We start from the raw sequence: 20,568 nt of genomic DNA on the forward strand, positions 1-20,568 counted from the left end.
TTCGTGGGGGGATTACTTGAGGCCGACCATCGGGCCGATGGCCTGCTTCCAGGCGGCGGAACACTTGTCGTAGACCTTGTCGCAGGACGCGGCCCAGAGCGGATAGGAAACGGTGCGCACGGCGTCGGCGACGAGCTGGCGGTCGGCGGCGGTGGGCGCGACTTCCTTCATCGCGAACTTCTTGCCGATGCGGCATTCGCGGCCGACGTTGCAGCGCGCGGCGTCCTCCCACAGCTCGCGCGAGTAGGCCCAGGCCTCGGCCTCGAACTTCTGGAAGGCGGCGGCCACCTTCGCCTGCTGGTCGGCCGACAGCGTCTGCCACTTGGCGAGGTTGATCGCGAAGGCGACCTGGTGCACCTGGAAGCCCAGCGGCATCACGTGCGTGGTCACCTCGGGCCAGCCCGCGCTGTTGGCGGAGCTGGGGCCGGTGATGGCGCAGTCGGTCACGCCGCGCTCCAGCGCCTGCTGCGTCTCGCCGAAGGCCAGCGTCACCGGGATGGCGCCGATCTTCTCCATGAACTTGGCCAGCACCTGGTCGCTCACGCGCACCTTCTTGCCCTTCATGTCGGCCAGGCTGGTGAAGGCGCCCTTGCAGAACAGGATCTGCGGCCCGAAGGGATACACAGCCAGCAACCTGGCGCCGTGGCGTTCCTGCAGGCGCTGGTCGAGCGGGCCGCGCCAGGCGTCCCACACCTTGCGCGCGGTGTCGTAGTCGGTCGAGAGGCCGACGATGTCGGGCCCCAGCAGCGTGGGGTCGTCGCGCGAGGCCTGGGCCAGGCGCAGCGCGACGATGTCGAACAGGCCGGACTTGATCACGCGCAGCGCATCGACGTCCTTCACGCCGACCACGTCCATCGGCTTGTAGTCGATCTCCACCGGCAGGCCCGCCACCTTGGCGAAGTTGTCGAAGAAGGGCTGTTCCTTCTGCTGCTGCAGCAGGCCGGCGGCGACGAAGTTGCCGGCGACGCGGAGCTTGACCGGCTGCGCCTGCACGGCGCAGGCGCCGAGCGCGAGCGCCGCGATGGAGAGGAGGTGCGGGAGTTTCATGGCGGTCAGTGTCCGAACATCAGGTTGGGCAGGTAGGTGGCGATGGCGGGGAAGTGGATGAGGATCGCGGTCATGGCGATCATGGCGACGAGGAAGGGCAGCGTTCCCTGGAACACCTCGTTGATCGAGCCTTCGCCGCGTACGCCCTGGATCACGTAGAGCGTCATGCCGATCGGCGGGCTGAGCAGCGACAGCTCGCACATCAGCACCATGAAGACGCCGAAGAACACCGGGTCGATGCCGGCGGCCTGGATGATGGGGAACACCACCGGCAGCGTGCCGACCATCATCGGCATGGTCTCGAGCGCGACGCCGAGGACCACGTACATGACCGCCAGCACCCACAGCAGCAGCAGCGGAGAAACATCGAGCGACTTGATCAAGGTGGCCAGCGACTGCGGCACGCCCAGCATCGACAGCACGAAGTTCAGGTAGAGCGCGGCGACCAGGATCAGCGCCGTCATCGCCGTCAGGCGCAGCGTCGAGCGGAAGCACTCGTGCAGCATCTTCACGTTCAGCTTGCCGTAGGCCCACGCGATCGGCAGGCAGACGATCACGCCCAGCGCGGCGCTCTCGGTCACGGTGGCCCAGCCCGTGTAGATGCCGCCCATCACGACGCCGAACACCAGCAGCGGGCCGCCCAGGTGCACCGAGTGCTTCAGGCGCTGGCTCCAGCTCACGCTGCTTTCGGCCTTGCCCGCCATGTCGGGACGCCACACGCAGACGGCGAGGATCGTCAGCAGGAACAGCACCGTCATGATCGCGCCCGGCAGGATGCCCGCCATGTACAGGCGCGAAGCCGAGGTGTTGGTCATCGAGCCGTAGACGATGAAGGCCACGCCCGGCGGGATCAGGTTGCCCAGGCTGGCGCCGGCGGCGATGGAGCCCAGCACCATGCGCTGGTCGTAGCCGCGGTTCTTGAAGGCGGGCAGCGCCACCGTGGAAATGGTCGCCGCGGTCGCCACCGACGAACCCGACACCGCGGAGAACAGCGCGGAGGCGCCGATGTTGGTGTGCAGCAGGCCGCCCGGCAGGCGCTTGAGCCAGTCGGCCAGCGACTGGTACATCTTGTCGGTGGCGCCGCCGCGCATCAGGATCTCGCCCAGCAGGATGTAGAGCGGGATCGAGAGCAGCAGGTAGTCCTCGCCCGCGGCCCACAGCTGCTCGCCCAGCGCGTTGAACGCGGGCAGGCCGAAGTGGATGACGGCGCCCAGCAGGCCGACGACCAGCATCGTGGTGGCCACGTGGATGCCGAAGAACATCAGCCCCAGCATCAGGAAGAGGCCGATGAGGATTTCGAACGGGCTGATCATGCTTGCACTCCCAGGCGGGGTTCTTCGATGGCGACGGCCGCCGGCGGGGCCGCCGGGGTTTCTTCGGTGTGCAGGTGCAGTTCGGTCTCGGCCTCGATCTCCTCGTCCAGCGTCTGCGGGCCGAAGATGTCGTTGACCTTGGCGTGGTCGCCACGCACGAACAGGCGCAGCGCGTAGAAAGCGGCCCACAGCGAAACCGCCGCGAACAGCGCGTAGCCCGCCAGCCAGATCGCCTGCGGCATCCACATCGGCGTGGCCAGCGGCGTCGAGGCGGTGGCGCGCAGGTCGATGCTCTCCAGCATCACGTGCAGCGCGCGCCAGCCGCACAGGGCGGCCAGCGCCGTGAGCGACAGGATGGCCGACAGGTTCAGCACCGAGCGCATCCGCGTCGGGAACCGCGACAGCAGGAAGTCCACCCGGGTGTGGCTGCGGCTCACCAGCGTGTGGGCGAAGCCGATGCTGCCGACGATGGCGTAGGTATAGGAGCCGATCTCGTCGACGCCCTGCAGGCTGAAGCCGAACACCTTGCGCCCCAGCATCTCGATGCAGGTGAAGACGCTGAGGGCGATCAGCCACCAGCCGCAGGCGAGCGCGGCGGTGTCGGTGGCGGCGGCCAGGGCGCGGCTGGTGCGTCCGGGGGGCAGCAGGGTTTTCATGGCGCGGCTCCTTGTCGGGTTCAGACCGGCAGCTTCTTGCTGTAGTCGATCAGCAGGGTGGAACAGACGAACAGGCCGGCGCCGGCGGCGGCGAACAGCGTCAGGGCCAGGTCGTAGGAACCGGTGGCCTGGACGATCACGCCGACCAGGATCGGCACGCCGATGCCGGCGCAGTTGCCGCCCAGGTTCATCGTCCCGCCCAGGAAGCCGACGCGGTTGCGCGTGCCCAGGATGGACGGGATGCACCAGAACAGGCCGCACCAGCGCAGGAAGAACAGGGTGACCGACAGCAGCACGACCACCGTCACCGGGTCCTTGAAGCGCGCCACGTTGTAGATGGCGACGGTGGCGATCACCGAAGCGACGCCGAACAGGGTGCGCAGCACCTTGGCCTGCGAGGCGCCGGCCGCCTTCCACTTGTCCGCGATCCAGCCGCCGACCATCTCGCCGACGAAGCCGGAGAAGAACATGATGAAGACGGCGCCGCCCATCTGCTTGATGTCCAGGCCGTGCACCTTGGACAGGTAGGTGGGCATCCAGGTCAGCAGGCCGTAGAACAACGCGTTGAAGCACATCCAGCCGAAGAACATGCCCCAGGTGGAGCGGTACTTGAAGAAGTCCAGCACCTTGCCGCTGGCATTGGCCGGCTCGGCCGCCAGGTCGGCGGCGTGCGCGGCCTCGATGTAGCTCGCCTCGGCCTCGTTCACCGAAGGATGCTGGCGCGGGTGGTTGCGGATGTACCACCAGGCGAAGAAGCCCGCGACCATGGTGCCGACGCCGGCGACCACGAAGGACATGCGCCAGGATTCGAAGTGGCTGATGAGGCCGGCGATGATCAGCGCGCCCAGCGCCGCGCCGAGCGGTGCGCCGCCATCGAGCAGCGTCGCGCCGCGGCCGCGCTCGTTCTGCGTCATCCAGATCGCATTGAGCTTGCCGCCGGCCGGATAGATCGGCGCCTCGGTGGCGCCCAGGCCCAGGCGCGTGAACAGCAGGCTCACCCAGCCGGTGCACGCCGCGGCGATCGCCTGGAAGAAGCCCCAGCCCAGGGTGGCGCCGGCGATGACGGAGCGCGGGCCGTACTTGTCGGCCAGCATGCCGCCGGGGATCTGCATGAAGGCGTAGGTCCAGAAGAAGGACGAGAGCAGCAGGCCCTGCACCGCGGGGCTCATGTCGAACTCCTTGGCGATCAGCGGCATGGCGACCGACAGCGAGGCGCGGTCGATGTAGTTGATCGAGATGAGCATCAGCATCATCAGGAAGATCTTCCAGCGCACCTTGCTCGGGGCGCTGGCCGCGGTGCCTGTGGCGGCGGGGGCGTCGGTGCTGGCCGCGCCGTGGACGATGGCTTTCATGGGAACGGGTCTCCTGGTGTGGGTCTTATCGAAGGGCATTGCGATCCAGCAACGCCTGGAGGGCGGGCGAAAGTCCGCGATTGGGTTTGACGGGCGGCGGCGAGAAGCTGCCTTGCAAGGCCTGGCCGGGCTGCAGCGCGGCCAGCGTCTCGGCGTGGCGCACGGCGCTGGAGACGCCGTCGACCACCGGCACCGGCAGCCGGCCCTTGAGCGTGCGGGCCAGGCCGGCCAGCGGCGCGCCCGCGAGCACGATCACCTCGGCGCCGTCTTCGGCAACGGCGCGTTCGGCCAGCGCCTGCAGCGCCGCCGCATGTTCTTCCTGCACGCCGCCGATGGCCGAGAGCGGGCGGTCGAGCGCGCGGATGCTGGCCAGCCGGCCGGCGAAGCCGTAGCTCGTGATGACCTCGCGGTACCAGGCCTGGATGCGCTGCGAGATCGCGATGACGGAGATGCGGTTGCCCAGCAGGTGCGCGCTGGCCAGCGCCGCTTCGGTCAGGCCGGTGACCGGAACCGGCAGCGCCTCGCGCAGGCCGGTGAGGCCGGGGTCGCCGAAGGCGGCCACCACCACGGCGTCGAAGCGCGCATGGTGTTCGGCGGCGAGCTGCGCGGCGGCATAGGCGCCGAGCAGCGCCTCGAAGCGGGTCTCGATGTAGGCGACGCCGAAGGGCGCGGTCAGCACCTCGATCTCGGTGCCCGGCGACGCACTGCGCTGCGCCTCCGCGCGGATCAGGTCGCTGACGCTGTCGGAGATGTTGGGGTTGATCAGCAGCAGGCGCATCAGCTTCTCCGCGGCAGCAGGGTCGGCGTGCCGCAAGGCAGGAACTTGCCGCGGCCGGCCTTGCCGGTGAAGGACTGGCCATCCCAGACCGTTTCGCCGCGCAGCAGCGTGAGTGCCGGCCAGGCCTTCAGCCGCATGCCTTCGTAAGGCGTGTAGTCCACCGCGTGGTGCAGCTGGCCGTTGCGCAGGGTGAAGTCGCGCTCGTCCCAGACCACCAGGTCGGCGTCGCCCCCGACGGCGATGGTGCCCTTGCGCGGGTGCAGGCCATAGGCCTTGGCCGGATTGGTGGACGTGAGTTCGACGAACTTCTGCAGCGTGATGCGGCCGCCCAGCACCCCTTCGGAATAGAGCAGCGACAGGCGCGTCTCCAGGCCGGGAATGCCGTTGGGGATGTGGCGGAAGGCGACTTCCTCGCCGCCCGGCTTCTTGCCGTCGCTGCCCTCGTAGGTGAAAGGCGCGTGGTCGGACGAGAAGACGGTGAACAGGCCGTCGGCGAGGCCGTCCCAGATCACCTGCTGGTTGGCCTTGTCCCTGGGCGGCGGGCTGCAGATGCAGCGGGCGCCGTGGTAGCTGTCGTCGATGCCGAGGTCTTCGGCGGTCAGGAACAGGTATTGCGGGCAGGTCTCGGCGAACACCGACAGGCCGTGGCTGCGGGCCCAGCGGATCTGCTCGATGGCTTCGCGGCCCGACACGTGGACGATCAGGATCGGTACGTCGACCAGTTGCGACAGCGAGATCGCGCGGTGCGTCGCTTCGCGCTCCACCAGCATCGGGCGCGCATGCGCGTGCCAGCGGGGCGCGGTGCGGCCGGCTGCTTCCAGCCGCTTGGTCAGCCACTCGATGCAGTCGGCGTTCTCGGCATGGATCATCGCCAGCGCGCCGTGCTGGCGGGCGACGTCGAGCACGTCCAGCATCTGGCCGTCATCGAGCTTGAGGTCGTCGTAGGTCATGTAGACCTTGAACGAGGTGTAGCCCTGGGCGATGAGCGCCGGCAACTCCTGCGTCAGCACCGCCGGCGTGGGGTCGCTCACGATCAGGTGGAAGGCGTAGTCGACGCTGGCCTTGCCTTCGGCGCGGCCGTGGTAGTCCTGCACCGCGGCCGCCAGCGACTCGCCCTTGGCCTGCGCGGCGAACGGGATGACCGTGGTGGTGCCGCCGCAGGCCGCACTGCGGGTGCCGCTGAGGAAGTCGTCGGCCATCTTCGCCGGGCCTTCCATCGGCTGGTCGAGGTGGCAGTGGGCGTCGACGCCGCCGGGCGTCACGGTGCGGCCGGCAGCGTCGATTTCACGCAAGCCGGCCGGCAGGCCCTCGCCCAGCAAGGCAATGCGGCCGGCGCGGATGCCGATGTCGCAGTGGAAGGTGTCGCTGGCGGTCGCGACCCGGGCGTTGCGGATGATCAGGTCCAGATCAGGCATGGTGCACCAGCGGAGTGCGGCCAGGAATCCAATTGAGTGCAGACAATGGTGTCGACAATCTCTGGGGATGCAGTTTCGGGAGCGGGCGGGGCTGGAGCATGGTGACAGGGGACAGCGTCAGCAACTTCCGGGCCACGATCGGCCCGCTGGAAGGCGGCTGTCAGTGCTGGGAACTATGGTTGACGGAAAGCTGACGCGGGCTTGGTGTTTACACTGATGTCGACAATTTCAACCAAAACGCGTGGAATGAAAACCCGCCCATCGCCCATACTGCGTTCCATGCCAGGAGCCCAGCCATGACCCGTCCCTTGCGCCTGGGGGTGCTGACCCCCTCTTCCAACACCGCCCTCGAGCCGCTCACCAGCGCCCTGGCCGCCGCCCTGCCCGGCACCAGCGCGCACTTCTCGCGCTTCACGGTGACCGAGATCGCACTGAGCGACGCCGCGCTCGGCCAGTTCGACGACAGCAAGATCCTGGCCGCCGCCGAACTGCTGGCCGACGCCAAGGTGGACGTGATCGGCTGGAGCGGCACCTCGTCCGGCTGGCTCGGCTTCGAGCGCGATCGCGCGCTGTGCGAACGCATCCGCGAGCGCACCGGCATCGTCGCCACCACCGCGGTGCTGGCGCTCAACGAATTGCTGGCGATCAAGGCCGTGAAGCGGCTGGCGCTGGTCACTCCCTACACCCAGGACGTGCAGGACCGCATCGTCGCCAACTACGCGAAGCTCGGGATCGAGGTGGTGGCCGAACGCCACCTGGGCATCCGCGTGAACCACGACTTTGCCGCCGTGTCGCCCGCGACCTTGCGCGAGCTGATGGGGGAGGTGGCGAAAGCCAGCCCGCAGGCCATCACCACCTTCTGCACCAACCTGCGCGCCGCGCCGCTCGCGCAGGAAGTCGAAAGCACGCTCGGCATCCCGCTGCTGGACACGGTCAGCACCACGGTGTGGGGCATGGTGCGCGCATCAGGTGCATCGCCGGCCGCCATCACCGGCTGGGGGGAGCTGTTCCAATGGAGCTGAGGCCGCAGCGCGGCGGGGCCGCCGATAGAATGGCCGCCGACCACGACCATACGGATTCCATGCCCGCCACCGCGCGCAAGACGTCTCCTGCCCGCGCCGAGCGCGAGAAGAGCGTCGACGAGATCTACGAGAAGATCTACATCGCCATCCTGGAGCACCGCCTGCATCCCGGCACCAAGCTGGGCGAGGAGCGCATGGCCGACATCTTCGGCGTCAGCCGGGCGCGCGTGCGCGAGGTGCTGGCGCGGCTCGCGCACGAGCAGATCGTGGAGCTCTATCCGCAGCGCGGCGCCTACGTCGCCAAGCCGACCACCGAGCAGGCCCGCGACGTGTTCGAGGCGCGCCGCCTGATCGAGCCGGCGGTGCTGAAGCGGCTGATCGACACGCTGACCACCGAGAAGATCAACCGGCTGCGCCAGCACGCGGAGCTGGAGGAAGACGCGCGCCGCCGCAACGACAAGCGCGCGGTGATCCGGCTTTCGGGCGAGTTCCACACGCTGGCGGCCGAACTGGCGGGCAACTCGGCGCTCTCGCGCAGCATGCGCGAGCTGTGCATGCTGACCTGCCTGACCATCTTCCTGTACGACGCGCCCACGGCCCAGAGCTGCCGGCACGACGAGCACGGGCTGATCATCGACGCCGTGGCCAAGAAGGACCGCGCCCGCGCCGAGAAGCTGATGCTCGCCCACCTGGACCACATCGAAGGCAGCCTGCAGCTGGAAAACAGCAACGGCGAAGTGGACCTGGAAGCGATCTTCAAGTCCTGAGCGCCGGCCAACCGGCGTTAAAAAGTCACGCACGAGCTTGCCCGAAGGGGCAGTCGTTGCCCAATTTACGCTGGCTTTACGGCGGAGGTTCAGGCTCTCGCGTTGAGGGGCAATGAAGTCCCGCCACATGCGAGCCATGCAATCAGCCACTTCCCGCCGTCTTTGGCGCAGCCTCCCCTGGCTGGCTGCGCTCCTGCTGCTCTGGACGGCCAGCAGCGTGTTTGCCCAGGCGCAGGCCGACGCCGACCCGCCGGGCCGCGTCGCCGCGCTCAGCTGGCGCGAGGGCAGCCTCGTGTTCGCGCCTGCCGGTGACGAAGAGTGGACCGAACTGCCGGCGAACCGGCCGCTCACCACCGGCGACCGCCTGTGGACCGACAGCGCCTCGCGCGCCGAAGTGCAACTGGGCGCGGCGACGCTGCACCTCGGCGAGGAAAGCCACTTCGGCATCAGCGCGCTCGACGACCGCGGCGCGCAGTTCATCCTGCTGCAAGGCACGCTGAATGCCCGCGTGCGCGAGCTGGCCCAGGGCGAGAACTTCGAGATCGACACGCCCAACCTGGCGCTGCGCGCTTCGCAGCCGGGGGACTACCGCGTCGACGTCAGCGACGACGGCCGCCGCACCCGCGTGGTGGTGCAAAGCGGCGTGGTGACGGTGTTCGGCGAGGGCGGCGATGCCATCCACCTGGGCGCGGGCCAGCAGGCGACGTTCGCCGGCCGCTACCTGGCGCAGGTGCAGGATCCGGCCTTCCAGGGTGACGCCTTCAGCCAGTGGGCGGGCGAGCGCAACCGGGCCGAGGACCTGTCGGCGGCGGCGCGCCACGTGCCACGCGGCGTGGTCGGGTATTCGCAGCTCGATGCCCATGGCACCTGGGGCCAGGACCCGACCTATGGCGAAGTCTGGTATCCGCAGACGACGGTGGCCGACTGGGCGCCCTATCGCTATGGCCAGTGGACCTGGGTGCAGCCCTGGGGCTGGACCTGGGTGGACGACGCGCCCTGGGGCTTCGCGCCCTTCCACTACGGACGCTGGGCGCAGATCGGCTCGCGCTGGGCCTGGGTGCCGGGCCGCATGGTCGCGCGTCCGGTCTATTCGCCCGCGCTGGTGGTGTTCCTCGGCGGTGGTGGCTCCACGCGCTTCACCGGCTGGTATCCGCTGGGCCCGGGCGAAGCCTGGTGGCCGGCCTACCGCACCAGCACGCGCTACGTGAACCACGCCAACTTCAACATCAACCTGAGCGCCTATCCGCGCAACTACGAGAACCACGTCTACCGCCATCGCGCCAATGCGGTGACGGCGGTGCGGGTCGAGGACTTCCGCCCGGGCCGCCCGGTGCGCGATCGCTGGCAGCCGCTGCCACAGGGCGTGATCGGCCAGGCCCAGGTCGGCGTGGCCCCGCCGCGGCCGGAGCGCCGCGTGCGCGAGCTGCCGGCTCCGCTGCAGCGCCTGCGCGCGCAGCCGCCGGCCGGCGCGCAGCTGCCCTTGCCCAGCCGCTTCTGGGGCAGCCGCCAGCAGCGCGAGGTGCAGCGCACCGAACAGGTGGCGCCGGTGCAGCAGGCCCCGCAAGTGCGCCAGGTGCAGCCGGTGCAGCAAGTGCAGCCGCGCCTGATCCAGCAGCAGCCGCAGCAGGCCGAGCCGCGTTTCATCCGCCAGCAGGAGCAGCCGCGGCCGCCGCAGTGGGAGCAGGAGCGCGCTGTGCGCGAGCAGGCCTTGCAGCGTTACCAGCAGGAGCGCTTGCAGCGTGAGGCGGACCACCAGGCGCGCCAGCAGCAGTGGGAGGCGTCGCGCCAGCGCCAGCAGCAGGACCCGGTGCGGCAGGCGCAGGAAGCGGTGCAGCGCCAGCAGCCGCAGCCCCTGGTCGGCCGCCAGCCGAACGCCGAACCGCCGCGGCAGCACCAGAAGGTCGCGCCGCCGGAGGCGCAGCAGCGTGAGGGGCGCGGACAGCCGCAGCAACGCGACGACAACGACGAGCGTCCGGGACGGGCGCGCGGCTGGGGGCGGGGCTAGCCTTGCTGCAAAGCCCTGGGTCCCCGCCTGCGCGGGGGTGACGATGGGCTGTCATTCCCGCGCAGGCGGGAATCCAGCGCTCCCGCATTCGTGCGGACCGCACAAGTTTTCAACGGCGCGCGTCCTAGAGTCCACCCATGGACGCGAAGCAGCCCGCCGTCTACATCCTTGCCAGCGCCCGCAACGGCACGCTCTACATCGGGGTCACCAGCCAGCTCGTCCAACGGGCCTGGCAGCATCGCGAGCACGTCGTCGATGGCTTCACTCGCCAATACGGCGTGCATCGCCTCGTCTACTACGAGCTGCATGGCGACATGGAGCACGCCATCGTTCGCGAGAAGCGGCTGAAGAAATGGAACCGGCTCTGGAAGCTGCGGCTGATCGAGGAGCGCAATCCGGAATGGCGCGACCTGTGGGATGAAGTCGTCGGAAGCCCTGGGTCCCCGCCTCCGCGGGGATGACGGGAGATCAGCCCTCGTCCTTGACCTTGTACTGAGACGCCAGCTGCGTCTGCACCGCCGGTGGTACCGCCTCGTAGTGGCTGAAGGCCAGCGTGTAGCGGCCCTGGCCGCCGGTCAATGAGTTCAGGCGCGACTGGTAGCTCGCGAGTTCGGATAACGGCGCCTGTGCCAGCACAGTCAGCGCCCCCGCGGAGCTCGCCTGCGTGCCGCTCACCTGCCCGCGCCGTGAAGCGAGGTCGCCCGTGATGTCGCCCATGTTGTTCTCGGGCGCGGAAATCTCGACGTTCACGATGGGCTCCAGCACGCAGGGGCGTGCCGCCTGCACCGCCGCCATCAGCGCCTTCTTGCCGGCCTGGATGAAGGCGATTTCCTTGCTGTCGACGGTGTGGTGCTTGCCGTCGTACACGACCACCTTCAGGTCCACCACCGGATAGCCGGCGATCACGCCCTGCTCCATCGCGAGGTGCACGCCCTTTTCCACGGCGGGCATGAAGTTGTGCGGAATGGCGCCGCCCTTCACCTCGTCGACGAACTGGAAGCCGCTGCCGCGCGGCAAGGGCTCGATGCGCAGGAACACTTCGCCGAACTGGCCGGCGCCGCCGGTCTGCTTCTTGTGGCGATGGTGGCCTTCCGCCGGCGCGGTGATGGTCTCGCGGTAGGCGATGCGCGGCGGCCGCGTTTCGACCTGGCAGTTGTGCACCTCGGTCAGGCGATCGAGCAAGGTGCGCAGGTGCAACTCGCCCAGGCCGTAGACCACGGTCTCGTTGGTGCTGGCCGCGTGCTCCACCCGCAGGCACGGGTCTTCGCTCACCAGCTTCAGCAGGATGTCGTGCAGCCGCTGCTCGTCGCCACGCCGCTTGGGCTGGATCGCCAGGCCGTGCACGGGCACGGGAAACTCAAGTGGCTTCAGGTGGATGGACGCGTCTTCCGCCGCGTCATGCAGCACGGCGTCGAAGTGCAGGTCTTCCACCTTGGCCACGGCGCACAGGTCCCCGGGCACCGCCCTCGCCACCTCCGTCAGCTCCTTGCCCTGCAGCATGAAGAGGTGGCCGACCTTGAAAGGGCGCCGGCCGTCGCCCACGTAGAGCTGGCTGTCGCGCGTGATCGTGCCCTGGTGCACGCGCAGCACGCCCATCTTGCCGACATACGGGTCCTGCGTCACCTTGAACACATGCGCGAGCACGTGCTTGTCCGGATCGGACACGGCCTGGATCGGCTTCGCGTCCGGGCCCGTGCCCTCCAGGAACGCGGGCGGATTGCTTTCGGTCGGATCGGGCAGCAGGCGCTCGATCACGTCCAGCAGCTCCTCCACGCCCGCGCCGGTGCGCGCGGAAACGAAGCAGATCGGCACCAGGTGCCCTTCGCGCAGCGCCTGCTCGAGCGGCGCGTGCAGCTCGGACGGGTCGACGTCGCCGTCGTTGAGGTAGCGCTCGACGAAGGCGGCGTCGACCTCGACCACCTGCTCCACCAGCGCGCGATGCGCGGCCTCCACCGAGGAGAAGTCCGGCGGCGGGCCCTCGTCCTTCATCTTCCAGAAGCAGTCGAGCACGCGCTCGCCCTTCTGCGACGGCAGGTTGACCGGCAGGCATTCCTTGCCGAAGGCTTCCTGGATGGCGGTGACCAGCCCCTGCAGGTTGGCGCCCTGGGCGTCGATCTTGTTGACGACGATGATGCGGTCGCGTTCACGCTGCTTCGCCCACTCCATCATGCGCACGGCCATGGGCTCGATGCCCGCGGCGGCGTTGATGACGATGGCGGCGGTCTCGACCGCTTCCAGCGCGGGCAGCGATTGCCCCAGGAAGTCCGGCGCGCCGGGGGTGTCGATGAGGTGGGTGGTGACGCCGCGGTGCTCGAAGTGCAGCAAGCTGGTGTTCAAGGACCGCAGCGTGCGTTTCTCCAGCGGGTCGTAGTCCGAAACGGTGGAACCCTTTTCCACGCTGCCGGGCGCGCCCACCGCCCCGGCCTTCCACAGCAAGGCTTCGGCCAGGCTGGTCTTGCCCGCCGTGCTGGGGCCGACGAGGGCCACAGTCCGCCGGGCGGCGATGTCGCGATGAGTAGCCACGTGACCCTCCAGCAACTCCAGGGGGAATCCATCCTACGCCTGCCGCGCGCCGCGCGCCAAGCGCCGCACCCCGGGGTTTCACCGGTGCAGGCGGTCGAGCAGGGCCTGGGCCAGGATCCAGTCGTCGGGCGTGGTGAGCTTGATGTTGAGCCGCTCGCCGGGCACGGCGGCCAGCGGCAGGCCGGCACGCAGCACCAGCTCGGCGGTCGACTGCGTGCGCCAGCCTTCGGCCTGGGCTTGCGTGGTGAGCTTGCGCAGGAGCTCGCTCGCATAGGCTTGGGGGGTCTGCGTGCTGCCGCTGCCGTCGGCTGCACGTGCAGCGATCACGCGGCCATCGCGCACGTCCAGGCCCGTCACCAGCGCCGGCAGGTAGGCGACGGCCGCGCCCGTCGGCACGGCCGCGGCCAGCACGCTGCGGCACAAGTCCAGCGAAGCAAAGGGACTGGCCGCGTCCCACAGCAGGCTCCAGGGGCGGGTCGCGCGGGCGGCCAGCCGCAGCACGCTGTCCTGCCGCGTGGCCCCGCCTTCGACGGCGATCGTGCCGGTGGGCGCGGGCATGCCGGGGGCGCAGGCCACGAGCACTTCGACGCCCAGCTGCCGGCCTTTGGCGGCGACCCATTCCACCAGCGGCCGGCCGGCCAGCGGCAGCCAGGCCTTGGGCCCTTGGCCGAGGCGCTCGCCCGCGCCGGCGGCGGGAATCAGCACGGAGACGTCGGCGGGATTCGTCACGGCGCGCCCAGGCCCGCATCGAGCGCATCGCGCCAGGCGACGTAAGGCGCAACGTCGCCGGTGCGGACCAGCACCTGGTCGAGCAGGCGCCGGGTCTTGCCCAAGTCCCCGCCCAGCCACGACGTGCACAGGCTGCGCAGCGCCCAGCAGTGCCAGTTCAGGTTGAGGTCCTGCACCGACTGGTTGGAGATCAGCGAATCCCACTCGGACCGCGGCGTGCGCCAGTCGCCGTAGAGGGCTTGCAGCAGCAAGGCAGGCGTCTCCGGCCACCACACGCCCTGGCGCGGCGCGAGTTCGAACCAGGGCAGGTGCAGCACCCGCTGGTACGAAGCGGGCTTGCCGTAGAGCCACACGCCGCCTTCGGTGCGATGGTGGTACGGGTCGCGCCGCAGGCCGAACAGGTCGACGGAATAGCCGGTGGCCGCATCGACGAAGGTGGCCATGTTGGCGAAGGGCGGCGTGTCGGTCGCGCGGCGCAAGCCCCATTGCTGCAACAGCCTGCCGACCAGCGAAAAGTCCTCCAGCCAGACGCCGAAGTCCGCGTCCTTGTCGTTGGGCAGCAGGCGGCCGTCGCGCTCCAGGCCCAGCAGGGTGCCGGCGAAAGGAAAGACGTGGCAGTCGGCGGCCTTCAGGCGGGACAACAGGTCCCACACCAGTTGCGTGGCGCGGGCTTCGTCCCAGGGGACGGCCGGGCGGTCCTGCTGCGGGACGAAGCCGGCGCGCGTGACCTCCGCCAGCGCGTCGAGCGTGCGCGCCAGGTGCGCGTGCATGGCTTCCAGCTCGCCTTGCAGCAGGGCGGCCTGCGCGCCGGCCAGGCCGGACTGGATCTGTTGAAGCGCCGCCTGCGTCATGGCGACCATTGTGCCTAGCCCAGCCTTAAAGCGAACACGCCGGCCAGGATGGTCGCCGTGCCCACGGCCCGGCGCACGCTGAAGCGCTCCTTCAGCAACCAGGTGCCCAGCAGCGCGGCGAACAGCACCGAGGTTTCGCGCAGCGCCGCCACCGTCGCCACCGGCGCCTTGGTCATCGCCCACAAGGCGATTCCATACGAGCCGAGCGAAGCGGTCGCGCCCACCAGCGCCACCGGCGCGCGCTTGCGCGCGTAAGGCCAGGCCACGGCGGTGCCGCGCCGCATCAGCACGATCAGGCCGAAGGGCCAGCCATCCAGCACGAACAGCATCACCACGTATTGCAGCGGATTGCCCGAAGCGCGCGCTCCCAGCGCGTCGACCACCGTGTAGATCGCGATGATCACGGCGTTGGCCAGCGCGTAGGCCACGGCCCGCTTCGAATCGAGCGCATGCCGCGACAGGCCCAGCGTGAGCACGCCGCAGCACACCCCCAGCACGCCGGCCCAGGCCAGCGGCGAGAGCGACTCGCCCACCGTCACCGTGGAGGCCAGCGCCACCAGCAGCGGCGCCGTGCCCCGCATCAGCGGATAGGTCAATCCGAGCTCGCCGTGCTTGTAGGCCCCGGCCAGCGCGAAGTAGTAGCCGATGTGGATCGTGACCGAGAACGCGATGTACGGCCAGCACGCCGCCGGCGGCAGTCCGACCACGAAAGCGAGCGGCAGCGCGACCACCGAGCCGATGAGGTGGATCACCGCGGTGTCCAGCGCCTTGTCGTGGCTGGACTTGACCATCGCGTTCCAGCTTGCGTGCAGCAGGGCCCCGACGAGGACGGCGGCCACCACCGGCCAGGTGAGCGTCATGCGGGGAGGGTGGTAAAGGTTTGCGCCATGGGCCGCCATCATGGCCCAAACGGCCCCGCGCTTCGCCCATCCGCGCTAGGATTTCCTCGAACCCTCGGGAGACCCATGCCTGACCGCAAGACCCATCCGGCGCTCGCCGAATTGAAGAAGAACGGCGCCACCAAGGTGAAGGTGGCCGTGAGCGACATCGACGGCGTGCTGCGCGGCAAGTACCTGCACATCGACAAGTTCGAGGGCGCGGCCAGCGGCGGCTTCGGCTTCTGCGACGTGGTGTTCGGCTGGGACATGACCGACTCCACCTACGACAACACCTCGGTCACCGGCTGGCAGCACGGCTATCCGGACGCGCTGGCGCAGGTCGACCTCGACACGGCGCGCAAGGTGCCCTGGGACGACAACGTGCCTTTTTTCCTGGGCGAATTCGTCAACGCCGACGGCTCGCCGCATCCCGTGTGCCCGCGGCAGACGCTCAAGAAGGTGCTGGCGCGCGCCGAGAAGCTGGGCTTCCAGCCGATGTGCGGCATGGAATTCGAGTGGTTCAACTTCCGCGAGACGCCGCACACCTGGGCCGCCAAGAACGGCGTGCCGCCCGAGCCGATCACGCCCGGCATGTTCGGCTATTCGCTGCTGCGCATGGCCGACAACCCCGGGTTCTTCAACGCGCTGATGGACGAGATGCTGGCCTTCAACGTGCCGATCGAAGGCCTGCACACCGAGACCGGCCCCGGCGTCTACGAAGTGGCGATCGGCTTTTCGACGGCGCTGGAGCAGGCCGACCGCGCCATCCTGTTCAAGACCGGCGCGCGCGAGATCGGCAAGCGCTTCGGCATCATGCCCAGCTTCATGGCCAAGTGGAGCCAGAAGTACCCGGGCTGCAGCGGCCACATCCACCAGAGCCTGTCGGACGGCAAGTCCAACCTGTTCTACGACGGCGCCAGCCCCCGCAAGATGAGCGCGCTGTTCGAGAGCTACCTGGCCGGCCAGGTTGCCTGCATGATGGATTTCGGGCCGATGCTGTGGCCCACGATCAACAGCTACAAGCGCCTGGTCGACGGTTTCTGGGCGCCGGTGAAGCCGACCTGGGGCATCGACAACCGCACGGCGAGCTTCCGCGTGATCGCCGGTTCGGCCAAGGCGACGCGCCTCGAAACGCGCTGCCCCGGTGCCGACGTGAACCCCTATCTCGCGATGGCGGCCGTCATCGCGGCGGGTTTGCACGGCGTGGAGAAGGGCCTGAAGCTCACCGCGCCGCCCATCACCGGCAGCAACCAGGGCGGCGAGAACGTGCCGCGGGCGCCGCGCACGCTGATCGAGACGGCGCGCAAGTTCCGCGAGTCGGAAGTGGCCCGCGACTGGCTGGGCGACACCTTCGTCGATCACTTCGCCGCCACCCGCGAGTGGGAATGGCGGCAGTGGCAGGATGCGGTGACCGACTGGGAATTGAAGCGCTACTTCGAGATCATCTGATGGCCGACGTGCTGATCCGCCCCCTCGTGGCCGCCGACGCGGCGAGCTATCGCGCGTTCCGCCTGCGCGGCCTGCGCGAACATCCCGAGGCCTTCACCTCCAGCTACGAGGAAGATTCGCAGAAGCCGCCCGAGGCGATGGAAACGCGGCTGTCTTCGCAGAAGAACCGGTTCTGGGGCGCTTTCCGCGGCAACGAGCTGTGCGGCGCCATCGGCCTGGAGCGCGAGGGCCGGGCCAAGGTGCAGCACCGGGCCAAGGTGGTCGGCATGTACGTCGCACCCGAAGCGACGGGCCACGGCATCGGCGCGCAGTTGCTGCAGGCCCTGGTGGCGCACAGCCGGACGCAGGGCCTGGAATCGCTGGTGCTGACCGTCACCGACAACAACGAAGCGGCGCGCCGCCTCTACGAACGCTGCGGCTTCCGCTCCTTCGGCATCGAGCCGCGCGCCATCAAGGTCGGCACGCAGTACTACGGCAAGAACCACATGGTCCTCGACCTCACCCAAGCATGACGCTCTCCAGCTTTTCCTTTCCCACCGCCATCCAGTTCGGCCCCGGCGCCCGCAAGGAGGTTGCCAAGCACCTGCTGGCGCATGGCTTGAAGCGGCCCTTGATCGTCACCGACAAGGCGCTGGCGGCCTTGCCCGTGCTGGCCGAATTCCAGTCGCACCTGGGCGGTCTCGACGTCGCGGTGTTCAGCGGCGTCTTCGGCAACCCGACCGCGAGCCAGGTGATGGCCGGCGCCGAGGCCTACAAGGCGCACCGCGCCGACAGCGTGATCGGCTTCGGCGGCGGCGCTGCGCTGGATGTCGCCAAGGTCGTGGGCATCGCGGCCACGCATCCTGGCGACATCATCGAATACGCCTGGGACCATCCGCAGGTGCGCGCCATCGAGAAGGACCTGCCGTACTTCGTCGCGCTGCCGACCACCGCCGGCACCGGCTCGGAGGTGGGCCGCTCCTCGGTGGTGAGCGAGGACGACACGCACCTCAAGCGCGTGGTGTTCAGCGCGAAGATCCTGGCGAAGAAGGTGTTCGCCGATCCCGAGCTGACGCTGGCGCTGCCCCCGCACGTGACCGCCGCGACCGGCATGGACGCGCTCACGCACAACATCGAGAGCTACCTGTCGCCCGCCTACCATCCGCTGTGCGACGGCATCGCGCTGGAGGGCGCGCGCATCGCGGCGCGTTCGCTGCGCACGGCGGTCAAGGAGCCCGGCAACCTCGCGGCGCGCAGCGACATGATGATGAGTTCCATGATGGGCGCGATCGCCTTCCAGAAGGACCTGGGCGCGGTGCACTCGGCGGCGCACGCGCTCGGCGCGGTCTGCGACCTGCACCACGGCCTGGCCAACGCGCTCATGATCGACACGGTGCTGGCCTGGAACCAGGAGACGGTGCCGGAGAAGTTCGAGGAGCTGGCGCACGCGTGCAAGGTGCCGGGCGGCGGCGCCGCCTTCGTGCCTTGGCTCAAGCAGCTGAAGCAGGACATCGGCATCACCGGCAGCCTGTCTTCGCACGGCGTGAAGCAGGACCAGATCCCGCGGCTGGTGGACATCGCCGTCAAGGACATCTGCCACCAGACCAACCCGCGGCCGGTGACGGCCGCCGACTTCGAGCGCCTGTTCGCGGCGGCGATGTGATGGAGCGGCTGCGCATCGGCATCTCGGCCTGCTTCTTCCATCCGGACGGGGAGCGCAAGGCCGCGCCTTCCAAGACGCTGCTGTGGATCGAGCAGTCCACCGCGCACTGGGTGATGTCCGAAGGCGCGCTGCCGGTGATGGTGCCGTCGCTGAGCGGCAAGACCTTTCGCGGCGAGATCACGGTGGACGACTTCGCGCAGTGGCTGGACGGGCTGGTGATGCACGGCGGCGCCGACGTCTGGCCGGGCAGCTACGGAGAACAGCCGCTGCGGCCCGAGTGGCACGGCGACCGCGTGCGCGACGAGTACGAGATCGCGCTGGTCAAGGCCTTCGTCGCCGCCGGCAAGCCCGTGTTCGGCATCTGCCGCGGCCTGCAGTTGATCAACGTGGCGCACGGCGGCACGCTGTACCAGGACATCAGCACGCAGAAACCGGGGGCGCTCGTGCACCGCGATGCCGCGGCCTACGACCTCAACTTCCACCAGGTCGACATCCTTCCCGACAGCCGCCTGGCCGGCCTGATCGGCACCGGCCGCCACAAGATCAACAGCGTGCACCACCAGGGCATCAAGGACGTCGCGCCCGGCTTCCGCGTGGAAGCCGTGTCGCCGGTCGACGGCGTGATCGAAGCCATCCGCCACCAGGAAGACTGGATCGCCGCCGTGCAGTGGCATCCCGAGTTCCACCGGCCCGAGCTGGGCGTGGTGGACGACACGCCGCTGCTGCGCGACTTCCTGGAGGCGGCGCGCCGCGCCCGCAAAGAATGAGCACCCTTTCCATCCACAACCCGGCGACGGGCGAACTGGTCATCTCGCTGCCTGCCGACGATGCCGAGGCCGTGGCCGCCAAGGCGGCCGCCGCACGCGCGGCGCAACCGGCCTGGGCCGCGCTGCCGCTGAAGCAGCGCGCCGCCTGCATCCGGAAGTTCCGCGAGGGCGTGCTGCGCGACCTCGAGCAGCTGGCCTCCACCATGACGCGCGAGACCGGCAAGCCGATCAAGATGTCGCGCAACGAGCTCAACGGCCTGCTGCCGCGCATCGATTTCTTCCTGGCGGAAACCGAAGCCGCCACGGCGGCGGAGACCGTGCACGAGGAAGGCGGCATGCGCGAGCAGATCGAGCATGCGCCGCTGGGCGTCGTCGCCAACATCTCGGCCTGGAACTATCCCTGGTTCGTGGGCTGCAACGTCATCCTGCCGGCGCTGCTGACCGGCAATGCGGTGCTCTACAAGCCGTCGGAGTTCAGCACCCTGACCGGATTGGAGATCGCGCGCCTGCTGCACGAGGCCGGCGTGCCGCGCGACGTGATGGTCTGCCTGGTGGGCGGCGGCGAGGTCGGCGCCGCGCTGCTGGAACAGAAGGTGGACGGCGTGTTCTTCACCGGCTCGCACGCGACCGGGCAGCGGATCGCGCAGGCCGTGGGTCAGCGCTTCGTACGCCTGCAGCTGGAGCTGGGCGGCAAGGATCCGACCTACGTCTGCGAGGACGCCGATCCGCAGGCAGCGGCGGAATCGCTGGCCGACGGCGCGATGTACAACACCGGCCAGAGCTGCTGCTCGGTGGAGCGCATCTACGTGCACGAGAAGATCCACGACGCCTTCGTGGAGGCCTTCGTGAAGACCGTGCAAGGCATGAAGCGCGGCGACCCGATGAACGAAGAGACCTACATCGGCGCCATCACGCGCGCGCCGCAGCTCGACGTGCTGGAGTCGCAGGTGGAGGACGCCATCGCCAAGGGCGCGGTGCTGCGCACGGGCGGCGAGCGCCGCATCGACGAAGGCAACTGGTTCGACGCCACGGTGCTGACCAACGTCGACCACACGATGGAAGTGATGCGCGAGGAAAGCTTCGGCCCCGTCATCGGCATCCAGAAGGTGGGCGGCGACGAGGAGGCGGTGAAGCTGATGAACGACACGCGCTACGGCCTCACCGCGGGCGTCTACACGCGCGACGAGCAAAGGGCGAAGCGCATCCTGTCGCAGGTGCGGGCGGGCAGCGTCTACTGGAACTGCTGCGACCGTGTCAGCCCCCGGCTGCCCTGGAGCGGCGTCGGCGATTCGGGCGTGGGCCTCACGCTGTCGAAGTACGGGATCCAGGCGTTCACGCGGCCGAAGGCCTGGCACCTGCGCGCGGCTTGATCCG

The 20,568-nt window shown here is 69.3% G+C and carries 19 protein-coding genes; 9 read left to right on the plus strand and 10 right to left on the minus strand.

Translation table 11 applies throughout. The features are described 5' to 3' along the window. Nucleotides 1-12: 12 nt before the first annotated feature. The 6 genes from LZ009_RS18110 to hydA are packed head-to-tail and all read right to left on the minus strand — an operon-like array spanning nt 13 to nt 6,561. Nucleotides 13-1,047, minus strand: a complete 1,035-nt coding sequence (locus LZ009_RS18110) for a TRAP transporter substrate-binding protein (RefSeq protein ID WP_275699366.1) — start codon at nt 1,045-1,047, stop codon at nt 13-15. A gap of 5 nt (nt 1,048-1,052) precedes the next feature. After that, complete coding sequence (locus LZ009_RS18115) at nt 1,053-2,360, minus strand: TRAP transporter large permease (RefSeq protein WP_275699367.1); 1,308 nt, start codon at nt 2,358-2,360, stop codon at nt 1,053-1,055. Further along, a complete protein-coding gene (locus tag LZ009_RS18120) occupies nt 2,357-3,016 on the minus strand; it encodes a TRAP transporter small permease subunit (RefSeq protein ID WP_275699368.1) in 660 nt (219 codons plus the stop codon). Before LZ009_RS18120 ends, LZ009_RS18115 begins: the two co-directional genes overlap by 4 nt. A 20-nt stretch (nt 3,017-3,036) precedes the next feature. Further along, on the minus strand, nt 3,037-4,368 hold the full coding sequence (locus tag LZ009_RS18125) for an MFS transporter (RefSeq protein ID WP_430300390.1): 1,332 nt from the start codon (nt 4,366-4,368) through the stop codon (nt 3,037-3,039). A 25-nt stretch (nt 4,369-4,393) separates the two neighbouring features. Next, nucleotides 4,394-5,146 carry an aspartate/glutamate racemase family protein gene (locus tag LZ009_RS18130; RefSeq protein ID WP_275699369.1) on the minus strand — a complete coding sequence of 251 codons (753 nt, stop codon included), beginning with the start codon at nt 5,144-5,146 and terminating at the stop codon, nt 4,394-4,396. Next, the gene (gene hydA / locus LZ009_RS18135; RefSeq protein WP_275699370.1) at nt 5,146-6,561 is read right to left on the minus strand and encodes a dihydropyrimidinase; all 1,416 of its coding nucleotides are present in this window, start codon (nt 6,559-6,561) and stop codon (nt 5,146-5,148) included. The genes LZ009_RS18130 and hydA overlap by 1 nt, the downstream gene beginning before the upstream one ends. Before the next feature lie 296 nt (nt 6,562-6,857). Between hydA and LZ009_RS18140 the strand changes: the two genes are divergently transcribed. The 4 genes from LZ009_RS18140 (at nt 6,858) to LZ009_RS18155 (ending at nt 10,816) form a co-directional block, all read left to right on the plus strand. Then, on the plus strand, nt 6,858-7,583 hold the full coding sequence (locus LZ009_RS18140) for a maleate cis-trans isomerase family protein (RefSeq protein ID WP_275699371.1): 726 nt from the start codon (nt 6,858-6,860) through the stop codon (nt 7,581-7,583). Between the two features lie 59 nt (nt 7,584-7,642). Further along, nucleotides 7,643-8,350, plus strand: a complete 708-nt coding sequence (locus LZ009_RS18145) for a GntR family transcriptional regulator (RefSeq protein WP_275699372.1) — start codon at nt 7,643-7,645, stop codon at nt 8,348-8,350. A gap of 136 nt (nt 8,351-8,486) precedes the next feature. Then, nucleotides 8,487-10,355 carry a DUF6600 domain-containing protein gene (locus LZ009_RS18150; RefSeq protein WP_275699373.1) on the plus strand — a complete coding sequence of 623 codons (1,869 nt, stop codon included), beginning with the start codon at nt 8,487-8,489 and terminating at the stop codon, nt 10,353-10,355. Nucleotides 10,356-10,492: 137 nt separating this feature from the next. Continuing rightward, nucleotides 10,493-10,816, plus strand: coding sequence for a GIY-YIG nuclease family protein (locus tag LZ009_RS18155; protein WP_275699374.1), 324 nt, complete (start codon nt 10,493-10,495; stop codon nt 10,814-10,816). Nucleotides 10,817-10,823: 7 nt separating this feature from the next. On the opposite strand, the gene fusA is transcribed toward LZ009_RS18155, so the two are convergent. The 4 genes from fusA to LZ009_RS18175 form a co-directional block, all read right to left on the minus strand. Further along, nucleotides 10,824-12,878, minus strand: coding sequence for an elongation factor G (gene fusA, locus LZ009_RS18160; RefSeq protein WP_275699375.1), 2,055 nt, complete (start codon nt 12,876-12,878; stop codon nt 10,824-10,826). A gap of 78 nt (nt 12,879-12,956) precedes the next feature. Beyond that, nucleotides 12,957-13,607 (minus strand): IspD/TarI family cytidylyltransferase, encoded by a 651-nt coding sequence (locus LZ009_RS18165; protein WP_275699376.1) that lies wholly within the window; start codon nt 13,605-13,607, stop codon nt 12,957-12,959. Then, entirely contained in the window at nt 13,604-14,458 is an 855-nt protein-coding gene (locus LZ009_RS18170) for a LicD family protein (protein WP_275699377.1), read from the minus strand. Before LZ009_RS18170 ends, LZ009_RS18165 begins: the two co-directional genes overlap by 4 nt. Nucleotides 14,459-14,472: 14 nt before the next feature. Further along, the gene (locus LZ009_RS18175) at nt 14,473-15,318 is read right to left on the minus strand and encodes an EamA family transporter (protein ID WP_275699378.1); all 846 of its coding nucleotides are present in this window, start codon (nt 15,316-15,318) and stop codon (nt 14,473-14,475) included. A gap of 105 nt (nt 15,319-15,423) precedes the next feature. On the opposite strand from LZ009_RS18175, the gene LZ009_RS18180 reads away from it, so the two are divergent. The 5 genes from LZ009_RS18180 to LZ009_RS18200 are packed head-to-tail and all read left to right on the plus strand — an operon-like array spanning nt 15,424 to nt 20,564. Further along, entirely contained in the window at nt 15,424-16,785 is a 1,362-nt protein-coding gene (locus LZ009_RS18180) for a glutamine synthetase family protein (protein WP_275699379.1), read from the plus strand. Beyond that, nucleotides 16,785-17,297 carry a GNAT family N-acetyltransferase gene (locus LZ009_RS18185; RefSeq protein ID WP_275699380.1) on the plus strand — a complete coding sequence of 171 codons (513 nt, stop codon included), beginning with the start codon at nt 16,785-16,787 and terminating at the stop codon, nt 17,295-17,297. The genes LZ009_RS18180 and LZ009_RS18185 overlap by 1 nt, the downstream gene beginning before the upstream one ends. Then, a complete protein-coding gene (locus LZ009_RS18190; RefSeq protein ID WP_275699381.1) occupies nt 17,294-18,427 on the plus strand; it encodes an iron-containing alcohol dehydrogenase in 1,134 nt (377 codons plus the stop codon). Before LZ009_RS18185 ends, LZ009_RS18190 begins: the two co-directional genes overlap by 4 nt. Then, a complete protein-coding gene (locus LZ009_RS18195) occupies nt 18,427-19,194 on the plus strand; it encodes a gamma-glutamyl-gamma-aminobutyrate hydrolase family protein (protein ID WP_275699382.1) in 768 nt (255 codons plus the stop codon). Before LZ009_RS18190 ends, LZ009_RS18195 begins: the two co-directional genes overlap by 1 nt. Beyond that, complete coding sequence (locus LZ009_RS18200; protein WP_275699383.1) at nt 19,191-20,564, plus strand: aldehyde dehydrogenase family protein; 1,374 nt, start codon at nt 19,191-19,193, stop codon at nt 20,562-20,564. The genes LZ009_RS18195 and LZ009_RS18200 overlap by 4 nt, the downstream gene beginning before the upstream one ends. Nucleotides 20,565-20,568: the final 4 nt, after the last annotated feature.

Source organism: Ramlibacter paludis, from assembly GCF_022012305.1.
In the GTDB taxonomy this organism is placed as follows: Bacteria; Pseudomonadota; Gammaproteobacteria; order Burkholderiales; family Burkholderiaceae_C; genus Ramlibacter; species Ramlibacter paludis.